We start from the raw sequence: 10,649 nt of genomic DNA, 5'->3' as shown, positions 1-10,649 counted from the left end.
GGTTTCTACTCAACCAACCCCAAACTGTCAACCGGTTTTTTCGTCACCGTCGCGACCCTTGCCCGGGGGCAAAAACCGCATCAGGACCGGTGCGGGCTTGCCGCCCCGGTGGCCGAAACCTTGACGATTTTCCGGCTGTCCGACGTCGCCGCCGGAGGCCGCTTATCTAGTCCCCGGCGCGCCGGCCGTCAACCGAAAAAAGCGCGCCCTGGCGACGGCGCGGTCGGCCCCTCTTACGCACGCGCGGGCGTTAACCGGTTCTTCAAGGCTGGCGGCCTAGGGTGCGGTCATGAGCGCGCCCGCATCCGCCCCGGACCCGGCGCCGCGGCGGGCGCTGCTGCGCTTCGCGGCCAACCCTGATCCGGCGCTCGACTATATGGTCACCCTGACGGCCTCCCTGCACGACGGCAGCGGAGTCGAGATCCGTTTCGTGCCCGACACCCAAGTGCTGGACGCCGCCTGCCTTCCCCCCTACCTGGCCGAGCTGCCGGCCGCCGGGCCGGAGGCGCGGGCCGCCCTGGTGCTCGGCGACATGGCGAACGAGCTGCTGCCGCGCTGGCTGCGGGTCACCCTGTCGGCTGCCGGGCCGGCGGGCGTGCGGCATGTGGTGGTGATGGAAGAGCGCCAGCCGCGCTGGGACAATGCCGCCCTGCTCGCCCGGCTGGCCCCGCTGTGACGGACCCCGCCCCATGAGCCGCGCCGTCGCCGACCCCAAGGGGTTCTACCGCATCCTCGGGGTGGCGCCCGATGCCGACGGGACCGCCATCAAGGCGGCCTACCGCACCCGCGCCAAGGAACTGCACCCGGATCGCAACCCCTCCGCCCACGCCGCCGAGGCCTTCGCCAAGGTGAGCGAGGCCTACCAGGTGCTGAACGATCCGCGCCGCCGCGCCGCCTATGACCGGCTGGCCGAGCGGGTGCAGGCCGCCTACCGCTCCGCCGGCGCCCAGAGCCGTACCGCCGCCCCCAAGGCAGAGGCGCGGACGGCACCGCCGCCTCCCCCGCCGCCCCAACCTCCACCCCGTCCGCATGCCACCCGGCCGCACGGACGCACCGCCCAGGCGACCGGCGGCGACTCGGTGTGCCCCTGCGGCCGCTGCGGCAAGGTGACGGCGCAGCCGCGGCATATCATCTTCCGCCGGGTGAGCGGGCGGCTGCGGCAGGCGGTGGTCACCCCCATCGAGGGCGTGTTCTGCCGCCGCTGCGCCCAGGTCACCGCCGTCGCCGCCACCTATGCGTCGCTGCTGGGCGGCTGGTGGGCCTTCCCGCGCGGCCCGCTGGAGACGCTGCGCGCCGTGTGGATCAACCTGCGCGGCGGCGAAATGCCGGCCGACCGCAACTGCGCCCTGCTCATCAGCCAGGCGCGCGCCTTCCTGGCCCGCCACGAGACCGAGGTCGCCCGCGGCTGCGCCGAACAGGCCCACGCCTTCATCCGCGATGCCGCCGACCGGCGCGAGGTGGAGCACCTGCTCGGCCATATCCCGCGCGGCAGCCGCCGCCTGCGCGACCGCTGGCGCAGCCCCGGATGGGCGGCGCCGGTGCAGCTGCTGCCGCTGGCGGTGGTGATCGTCGCCGCCAGTCTGGCCGGACCGGGGCTCGGCAGCCTGCTGAGCCCGGCGCCGTCACGCCCCGCCGCCCCCTCCACCGCTCCCGGCGCTCCCGGCGCTGCCGCCCCCGCCGCCTCGCCCGACGCCGCCCTCAGCCGGCCGGAAGCCCTGCGGCCGGAGGTCGGGCGGCTCAATGTCATTGCGGTGGAGCATCTGGCGGTGCGCACCGGGCCGGGCATGGGCTACCGCGTCAGCGCCACCCTGGACAAGGGCGCCTCGGTGCTGGTCAACGAGCTGTCGCCGGATGGCCGCTGGGCACGGGTGCTGACGGCGGAAGGGGTGGCCGGTTTCGTCGCGGCGGACGGGCTGCGCCGCCGCACCTCCGCCGACAAGTAATCGCCGGCGCCGGCCGGCGTCAGAAGCCGCCGTCGCGGCGCTGCTGCTCGCGCCGGCGGTGCAGGGTGAGGCCGATCTCGTCCAGCATGGCCTGTTCCTTGCGGTCGCGCTCCAGCTTTTCCTGGCGGTCGCGGCTGGCCTGGGTGAGTTCGTAGGTCTTGAGGTCGAGGAAGGCCTCGGCCAGATCCTGCCGCGCCGCATCGATGCGCTGACGCACCTCCACCAGCGCCTGGGCGAGGGCGTCGCGGCGGCGGCTGTAGAGCTTCAGGTACTGGCCGAAGGCCATGGCGAGGGTGACGTCCTGCCGCGCCAGGGTCTGTTCGCGCAGCAGTTCCTCCTGCAGCAGCCGCTGGAAGCGCAGGATTTCCTCCTCCCGCTGCAGCAGCTGGCCGAGGGCGCGGCGCTTTTCGTCCACCGTCCACTTGTGCAGGCGGATGACGCCGTGCAGCCCCTTGGCCATGACGGTCGCCTAGCCCTCAGCCCTGCGGACCCGGCCCGCCGGGCGCGGCGCCGGGGGCGGTGTTGAGGATGTCCAGCAGCATGCCGTAGCCGTCTTCCAGCGACGTCTGTTCCTTCTTCCCCTGGGAGAGGAACTGTTCGATCAGCGGGTAATAGAAGATGGCTTCGTCCACCTCCGGGTTGGTGCCCTTGCGGTAGGCGCCGAGGCGGATCAGTTCCGCCATGTCTTCATAGGTGGAGAGCAGCCGCCGGGCCACCCGCACCAGCTGGTTCTCGTCGTCGCTGTTGCAGCCCGGCATGGTACGCGACACCGACCGCAGGATGTTGATGGCGGGGTAGCGGCCGCGCTCGGCGATGGTGCGTTCCAGCACGATGTGGCCGTCGAGGATGCCGCGCACGGCGTCGGAGATGGGCTCGTTGTGGTCGTCGCCTTCCACCAGCACGGTGAACAGGCCGGTGATGCTGCCCTGGCCGGGGCCGCCGGGGCCGGCGCGTTCCAGCAGCTTGGGCAGTTCGGCGAAGACGGTCGGGGTATAGCCCTTGGAGGCCGGCGGCTCCCCCGCCGACAGGCTGATCTCGCGCTGGGCCATGGCGAATCGCGTCACGGAATCCATCAGGCACAACACGTTGAGGCCCTGGTCGCGGAAGTATTCGGCCACCGCCAGGGTCATGTAGGCCGCCTGCCGGCGCATCAGCGGCGCCTCATCGGAGGTAGCGACCACCACCACCGATCGCGCCATGCCTTCCGGCCCCAGGTCGTCTTCGATGAACTCGCGGGCTTCGCGGCCGCGCTCGCCGATCAGGCCGCAGACGATGATGTCGGCCTGGGAATAGCGCGCCAGCATGGACAGCACCGAGCTTTTGCCGACGCCCGATCCGGCGAAGATGCCCATGCGCTGGCCGAGGCAGCAGGTGAGGAAGGTGTTGATGGCGCGGATGCCCACATCCAGCTTGCCGCCCACCCGCTGGCGCCCGTGGGCCGACGGCGGGGTGTTGCGGATGGGATAGGCGGCCTCGCCGGTGGGCAGCGGGCCGAGGCCGTCCACCGGCTCCCCCATGGCGTTGATGACCCGGCCGCGCCAGGCGGTGGTGGGGTAGACGGAGGGCTCGCCGTCCTGGATCTCCGCCCGCGCGCCCAGCGCCACGCCGCCCAGGTTGCTGAACGGCAGCAGCAGGGCACGCCCTTCGCGGAAGCCCACCACCTCGCACGGCACGGTGCGGCCGTCGCGGGCGTGGATGATGATGCGGTCGCCCACCGACACGCTGGTCTGGATGCCGCCCACTTCCACCAGCAGGCCCTGCACCGCCACCACTCTCCCAAAGATCCGAGTATCGGGCAGCCTTTCGATCTCGGTGAGGATGTTGCGAAGGTGGACGGTCACCTGTTATCACTCCGGCACGCCGAGAAAAGGGGCTGAACCCGCGAAACCGAGGGGGTACCTTCCGGCGTTTCCCACTACGATGGTTCGCCTGCGCAGGGCCGATAGTATGCCGGCCTGCGATTAACACGCGGTAAAGACTCCATTGCACCTGCTGCGCCGGAGTTTTATCGTTGATCTGGACTTCCCCCAACGAGGTAGGCGAAGACGCATGCGCGTACTGCTGGTCGAAGACGATCCTCATACGGCGAAGTCGGTGGAGCTGATGCTGCGCCGCGAGGGGTGGGTGGTGGACGCCACCGACCTTGGCGAAGACGGCCTGGAGATCGGCAAGCTCTACGACTACGACATCATCATCCTCGACCTCATGCTGCCCGACATGGACGGGCTGGAGGTCATTCGCCGGCTGCGTCAGGCGCAGGTGGAAACCCCGGTGCTCATCCTCTCCGGCCTGACCGAGCCGGAGAAGAAGATCAAGGGCCTCGGCTCCGGCGCCGACGACTACCTCACCAAGCCGTTCGATGCCGGTGAACTGGTGGCCCGCTGCCAGGCCATCGTGCGCCGCGCCAAGGGCCACGCCCAGTCGGTGGTCAAGGTCGGCCGGCTGGAGGTCAACCTGGATGCCCGCACCGTCGCCGTCGACAGCGAGCCGCTGCACCTGACCGGCAAGGAATACGGCACCCTGGAACTGCTGGCCCTGCGCAAGGGCTCCACCCTGACCAAGGAGCAGTTCCTCAACCACCTGTACGGCGGCATCGACGAGCCGGAACTGAAGATCATCGACGTCTTCATCTGCAAGCTGCGCAAGAAGCTCACCCAGGCCACCGGCGGCGAGAACTACATCGAAACCGTGTGGGGCCGCGGCTATGTGCTGCGCGAGCCGGCGGTGGCGGCCGGCACGGTGCGGGGCAACGGCGCCGGCACCGCCGTCGAAGCCGGCCCCCAGGCCGGGGCGCGCGCCTGACGGCACCGCGGCGGCGGCCGTGGCCGCAGCGACCACAGACTGACGACGGGGGAGGCTTCGGCCTCCCCCGTTTCCGTTTCCGCCCTCTCACGCCGATGTGATGCCCGCCCGTGCAGCCGCCGCGTGATCCGCCGGCGGCCGCACCCACGTAAGCTTGTGCGTCGCGACACCGAAACCCGGGCCCCATCCCCCACCGCCGGAGCACCCGGCCAGATGAGGATCGTACCATGACGCTGAGCACCGTCCTGCGCGCGGCCATGATCGCCGCCCCCCTCGCCCTGTTCGCCGCCCTGCCCGCCAAGGCGGCCGACATCGTCGACACCGCCGCCGGCAACCCGGACTTCGAAACGCTGGTGAAGGCGGTGACCGCCGCCGATCTGGTGGAGACCCTGAAGGACGAAGGTCCGTTCACCGTCTTCGCGCCCACCGACGACGCCTTCGCCGCGCTGCCGGCCGGCACCCTGGACGACCTGCTGAAGCCGGAGGCCAAGGAGCAGCTGACCGGCATCCTCACCTACCACGTGGTGGCGGGGCGCATCATGGCCGACGACATCGCCATGGGTGAAACGACGGTGGAAACGGTGAACGGCCAGTCGCTGACCGTGCAGAAGACCGCCGACGGCGTGACGGTGAACGGCGCCCGCGTCACCACCGCCGATGTCGCCGCCGACAACGGGGTGATCCACGTCATCGACGCGGTCGTACTGCCGTCTGGAGAAAGTTGAGGCGAAGGGCGGTCCATCCCCTGCCGCCCCGCCTGATGCGGCCTCCGCCCCGAATGCGGATCGCATCATCAGACCCGCCGCGAGCCCCCCGCGGCGGGTCTTTTTTCAGGCCTCAGCCGGCGACGCCCAGGGACGGGGCGTTGGCCGCCGCGCCCGGCTTGTTGACGGCATAGACGCCGCGCTGGCCGGGGATCGGCTTGAACTTGTCGGAAATGCCGAGCACCGTCTCGGCGCCGCCGAGGTAGAGCACGCCGTCATCGGCCAGCAGCTTCGACATGTTGTCGAGCACCATGGACTTGGTCGGCTGGTCGAAATAGATCAGCACGTTGCGGCAGAAGATGACGTCGAACTGGCCGAGCGCCTTGAGGTCGTGCAGCAGGTTCCATTCCTTGTACTGCACCATGGCGCGCAGGGCCGGGTCGATCTCCCACTGGTCGTCCTTCTTCTTGAAGTACTTGACCATGAGCTGGATCGGCAGGCCGCGCTGCACCTCGAACTGCGAATAGAGGCCGGCGCGCGCCTTCTGCAGGATCTCGCGGCTGATGTCGGTGCCGACGATCTCGGTGCGCCAGCCCTGCAGGCGGGCCGCGGCCTCCTTCAGGATGATGGCGAGCGAGTAGGGCTCCTGCCCCGACGAGGCGGCGGCGCACCAGACGCGGAAGCTTTTCTTCGTCGCGCGGGTTTTGATGAGGTTCGGCAGCACCACGTCGCGGAACTGTTCGAACGGCTTCATGTCGCGGAAGAAGAACGACTCGTTGGTCGTCATCGCCTCGGTCACGTCGCCGGCTAGCGCTTCGTCGCGCCGGCGCAGCTGCGCCACCAGGTCTTCCAGGCCCTTGAAGCCGCGCTTGCGGGCCACCGGCATCAGACGGCTTTCCAGCAGGTACGACTTGTCCTTGGTGAGGACCAGGCCGGACCGCGTCTTCAGCATCTGCGCGACGAAATCGAAGTCTTCGGGCTTCATGTCACACCCGCCTGTTGGCGAACTTGTGAATGTAGGGTGCGACGTCGGGCAGCGGCAGAACGGCGCTGCACACGCCGGCCTGGGCGGTGGCGCCCGGCATGCCCCACACCACGCTGGTCGCCTCGTCCTGGGCGATCACCGTGCCGCCGGCATCGGCGATGACCTTGCCGCCGCGCGCCCCGTCCGCCCCCATGCCGGTCAGCACCACCGCGAGCACGCGGCGACCGTAGACCTTGGCGATGGACCGGAACATCGGGTCGACCGACGGGCGGCAGAAGTTTTCCGGCGCGTCCTGGGTCAGGCGCAGCACGCGGTCGGTGCCGCGGGTGTCCACCAGCATGTGCCAGTCGCCGGGGGCGATGTAGACACGGCCGGGCTGGATCACCTCTCCATTCTCCCCTTCCTTGGCCTGCAGGCCGGCCAGGCGGGTGATGTGTTCGGCCAGGATGGTGGTGAAGGTGGCCGGCATGTGCTGGGTGATGAGGATCGGCTGCGTCACCCCGCCCAGCTTCTTGATGCCGCCAAGCACCGTGAACAGCGCCTGCGGGCCGCCGGTGGAGGAGCCGATGGCGATGATGTCGGGGCGTTCGTTGCCGGCCTGCCGCAGCTGGATCTGGGCCGCCGCCTGATGCAGCGACGGAACCCGGCCGGGCGCGGCGGCGGCGGCGGCGGCCGCCGGCGGGGCGGCCGACGAAGGCGCGGCCGGGCGCGGCGCCACGCGCGCGACGCCGCCGGAGGCGCGGCGGGCGGCAGCGCCCAGCACCTTCACCTTCTCGATCAGTTCCTGCTTGAAGTCGGCCCCGCCGGTCAGCTCGCGCGACGACGACGGCTTGGTGACGTATTCCGAGGCGCCGGCTTCCAGCGCCTTCAGGCTGATCTCGGCATTGCGCAGGGTGAGCGTCGAGGACATGACGATCTTCACGCCCGGCGCCTTCTTCAGCAGCAGCGGCAGGGCGGTGATGCCGTCCATCACCGGCATCTCGATGTCGAGCACGATCACCTCGACGTCGTGGCGGTCAAGCGCCTGCACGGCGGCCTGCCCGTTGCCGACGGAGGCGATCACCGAAATGGCCGGGTCGCTTTCCAGGATTCGGGTTTCAAGCCCGCGCACGACGGCCGAATCGTCCACCACCATGACTCGGTAAGGCTCTGACCCCGTACCCGACGACCGCGCTGTTCCGGCACCCTGGCTGAACGACAATGGAAGAACTCCCCCCCGAAAAACCGTGTTGTTCAGTCCTGCTCGAACAGGCCGACCTGGGCGAACTTCGCCTGCAGGATCTCGCTGTCGAACGGCTTCATGATGTATTCGTTGGCGCCGGCCTCGATGGCCTCCTGGATGTGCTCGATGTCGTTCTCGGTGGTGCAGAAGACCACCACCGGATGATCACCGCCAGGCAGCTGGCGCAGGGCCCGCAGGAAATCGATGCCGTTCATCACCGGCATGTTCCAGTCGAGCAGGACGGCATCGGGCATGTTGGCCTTGCAGGAGTCGAGCGCCTGCTGGCCATCTTCCGCCTCGGCCGTGGTGAACTGCAGCTCCGTCAGGATCTTCTTCGCAACCATGCGAATGACCTTGGAGTCGTCGACGATCAGACAAGACTTCATGCCAGCACTTTCACCCCTGCATGGTCGCGGACGGTCCCGGCGGGCCGCCGGACGGTGGCGGATGTCGAGACTTAAATCTTACAACCCCAGGCCCGTCAAGGAGAACGCCCCGGTCCTCCGCCGCACCCGCGGTCCAGGTTCCACGTGCTTCGGATGGCATCCCCCACGCCGCCCGCAAAACCGGAGGCATCATAAGGAAAATCTGCTGGATCTCGCAACCGCCGGATGAGGGTGGACAGGCGGAATCCTCATCCGGCGGCAGCGGGGGTCACACCCGGCCCGACAGGGTCGACTTCAACGTCTCCAGCAGGGCGTCGCGGTCGAACTTGGTGACGTAGTCATCGAAGCCCACTTCACGGCCGCGTTCGAAGTCGCGCTGGGTGGCGTGGCTCGACAGGGCGACCAGCGGCGTCTTGCCCCAGCGGGCATCGGCGCGGACGGAGGCGGCGAAGTGGAAGCCGTCCATGCCCGGCATCTCGATGTCGCTGATGATGGCGTCGAACTCCAGCCCCTGGTCGCGCATGGCGAGCGCCCGGTCGGCGCTGTCCACGGCGGTGACGTTGTAGCCCGCCACCGACAGCAGCGGCGTCAGCAGGTTGCGGAAGAACGGGCTGTCATCGACCAGCAGCACCCGCTTCTTGCCCTTTTCCAGCGTCGGGGCCGATTCGTCGGGGTTGCCGAACCAGTCGCCGAAGGCCTGGGTGAGGTAGTAGCCGGTGTCGATGACGTCGGTCGCCTTGTCGCCGATGATGGCGGTGCCGATGACACCGGCCTTGTCGGCCTTCAGTTCCACCTTCAGGCGGTCCTCGACGATGTCGACGATCTCGTCCACCACCAGGCCCATGCTGCGGTCGCGGTCGGAGAACACCAGCACCGGCTGGCGGCCCTCGCTCGGCATCTCGTAGCGCTCGTTGACCATCACCAGCGGCATCAGCTGGCCGCGGTACTGCACCACCGGACGGCCGTAGGAGTGTTCGATGGTCGAGCAGTCGATCTCTTCCAGGCGCGCCACCAGGGCCAGCGGCACCGCCTTGAGGTCCTTGCCGCCGGCGCGGAACACCAGCAGCGAGGTCTTCTCGTCGGAGTGGGTGTCGTGCGACGACTGGGTGTCGGTCGCCTGGTTGGTGCCCATGGTGATCTCGCCCGTGGCGGTCGCGATGCCGTTGGGATCGAGGATCATGATCACCGAGCCGTCGCCCAGGATGGTGTTGCCCGAGAACATGCTGATGTGGCGCAGGATCGGGGCCACCGGCTTGACGACGATTTCCTCGGTGTCGAACACGCGGTCGACGATGATGCCGAAGGTATAGGTGCCGACCTGGGCGACAACGATGAAGGTTTCCATCGTCTCGTCGGTGCTCGCCACCGTGGCGGCGGAGCCGTTGCCCTTCAGCGCCTTGCCGGTGCGGCCGCCGGAGACCGGGCCGCCGTCGTCGTTGGAGATCAGCCCTTCCACTTCCTCGTGCACCGAGGTGCGGCGCAGCTTCAGCAGGTTGGCGAGGCTGACCAGCGGCAGCAGGCGGTCGCGCAGGCGCAGCACCGGGGCGTTCGAGATCATCTCGATGCCGGTTTCGCTGTTCTTGGTCACGCGCACCAGCTCAAGCACGCTGATCTGCGGGATGGCGAAGCGTTCGCCGGCGCATTCGACGATCAGGGCCGATACGATGGCCAGCGTCAGCGGGATCTTGATGGTGAAGGTGGAGCCGCGGCCCCACTGGGTCTTCAGCTCGATGGTGCCGCCGATCTTCTCGATGTTGGTGCGCACCACGTCCATGCCGACGCCGCGGCCGGACACGCTGGTCACCTTCTCGGCGGTGGACAGGCCGGCCTTGAAGATGAACTGGGCGATCTGCTGGTCGGACATGTTGTCCAGCTCCGCCTCCGAGGCGAGGCCGTTCATGATCGCCTTCTCGCGGATCTTCTGCAGGTTCAGGCCGCGGCCGTCGTCGGAGATCTCGATGATGATGTGACCGCCTTCGTGATAGGCGTTCAGCTTCACGATGCCCACTTCCGGCTTGCCGGCGGCCAGGCGGCCCTCGGCGTCCTCCAGCCCGTGGTCGGCGGAGTTGCGGACCATGTGGGTGAGCGGGTCCTTGATCAGTTCCAGCACCTGGCGGTCGAGTTCGGTCTCGGCGCCGAACATCTGCAGGTCGATCTTCTTGCCCATTTCCACCGACAGGTCGCGCACGATGCGCGGCAGCTTGGCCCAGGCGTTGCCGATGGGCTGCATGCGCGTCTTCATGACGCCTTCCTGCAGGTCGGTGGTGATGTGGCTGAGGCGCTGCAGCGGCGCGGCGAATTCGCTGTCGTCGCGGCCGCGCACCATCTGCAGCAGCTGGTTGCGGGTCAGCACCAGCTCCGACACCAGGGTCATCAGGTTTTCAAGCAGCTCCACGTTGACGCGGATGGACTGCGAGGCGACGGAGCTTTCCGCCGGCTTCTTGTCGCCGCCGGCGGCACCGCCGCCCGCCGCGGCGGGGGCCTCGGCCTTGGCGGGCGTCTTGGCGACGGGAGCCGGCGGCTGCGGCGCCGCGGCCGGCACCGGCGCCTGGGCGGCGGCCGGCGCGGTGGCGGCGGCCTTGGCGGGCTCGCGCTCCATCTCCGCGG

The 10,649-nt window shown here is 69.2% G+C and carries 11 protein-coding genes; 5 read left to right on the top strand and 6 right to left on the bottom strand.

The features are described from left to right. The 3 genes from ABD056_RS21950 to ABD056_RS21940 all read left to right on the top strand — a co-directional run. The coding region (locus ABD056_RS21950; RefSeq protein WP_343870323.1) for a hypothetical protein at positions 1-360 on the top strand (360 nt) is incomplete at its 5' end. Next, positions 290-676 (top strand): hypothetical protein, encoded by a 387-nt coding sequence (locus ABD056_RS21945; protein WP_343870322.1) that lies wholly within the window; start codon positions 290-292, stop codon positions 674-676. The genes ABD056_RS21950 and ABD056_RS21945, both read left to right, overlap by 71 nt. 13 nt (positions 677-689) lie before the next feature. After that, positions 690-1,943 carry a DnaJ domain-containing protein gene (locus ABD056_RS21940; RefSeq protein WP_343870321.1) on the top strand — a complete coding sequence of 418 codons (1,254 nt, stop codon included), beginning with the start codon at positions 690-692 and terminating at the stop codon, positions 1,941-1,943. Positions 1,944-1,962: 19 nt separating this feature from the next. On the opposite strand, the gene ABD056_RS21935 is transcribed toward ABD056_RS21940, so the two are convergent. Beyond that, positions 1,963-2,403: a flagellar export protein FliJ gene (locus tag ABD056_RS21935; RefSeq protein ID WP_343870319.1), complete on the bottom strand. Its 441-nt coding sequence runs from the start codon at positions 2,401-2,403 to the stop codon at positions 1,963-1,965. 16 nt (positions 2,404-2,419) lie between these two features. Further along, positions 2,420-3,784: a flagellar protein export ATPase FliI gene (gene fliI, locus ABD056_RS21930; protein WP_343870318.1), complete on the bottom strand. Its 1,365-nt coding sequence runs from the start codon at positions 3,782-3,784 to the stop codon at positions 2,420-2,422. Positions 3,785-3,992: 208 nt separating this feature from the next. On the opposite strand from fliI, the gene ctrA reads away from it, so the two are divergent. Both ctrA and ABD056_RS21920 read left to right on the top strand, forming a co-directional pair. Further along, a complete protein-coding gene (gene ctrA, locus ABD056_RS21925; RefSeq protein ID WP_343870316.1) occupies positions 3,993-4,745 on the top strand; it encodes a response regulator transcription factor CtrA in 753 nt (250 codons plus the stop codon). Positions 4,746-4,972: 227 nt separating this feature from the next. Further along, on the top strand, positions 4,973-5,470 hold the full coding sequence (locus ABD056_RS21920; RefSeq protein WP_343870314.1) for a fasciclin domain-containing protein: 498 nt from the start codon (positions 4,973-4,975) through the stop codon (positions 5,468-5,470). 112 nt (positions 5,471-5,582) lie between these two features. Here the strand turns inward: ABD056_RS21920 and ABD056_RS21915 are convergent, their stop codons facing one another. The 4 genes from ABD056_RS21915 to ABD056_RS21900 all read right to left on the bottom strand — a co-directional run. After that, entirely contained in the window at positions 5,583-6,434 is an 852-nt protein-coding gene (locus ABD056_RS21915) for a CheR family methyltransferase (protein ID WP_343870312.1), read from the bottom strand. A gap of 1 nt (position 6,435) precedes the next feature. Beyond that, positions 6,436-7,569, bottom strand: a complete 1,134-nt coding sequence (locus tag ABD056_RS21910; RefSeq protein ID WP_343870310.1) for a protein-glutamate methylesterase/protein-glutamine glutaminase — start codon at positions 7,567-7,569, stop codon at positions 6,436-6,438. Positions 7,570-7,667: 98 nt separating this feature from the next. Beyond that, entirely contained in the window at positions 7,668-8,042 is a 375-nt protein-coding gene (locus tag ABD056_RS21905) for a response regulator (protein ID WP_343870308.1), read from the bottom strand. A gap of 268 nt (positions 8,043-8,310) precedes the next feature. Then, on the bottom strand, positions 8,311-10,649 hold a 2,339-nt coding region (locus tag ABD056_RS21900), incomplete at its 5' end, for a hybrid sensor histidine kinase/response regulator (RefSeq protein ID WP_343870306.1).

It is taken from the genome of Caenispirillum bisanense (assembly GCF_039523075.1).
GTDB classification, from domain to species: domain Bacteria; phylum Pseudomonadota; class Alphaproteobacteria; order Rhodospirillales; family Rhodospirillaceae; genus Caenispirillum; species Caenispirillum bisanense.
The sequence above is the reverse complement of the archived record's forward strand: the minus strand, read 5'-3'. Positions and strand labels throughout refer to the sequence as shown.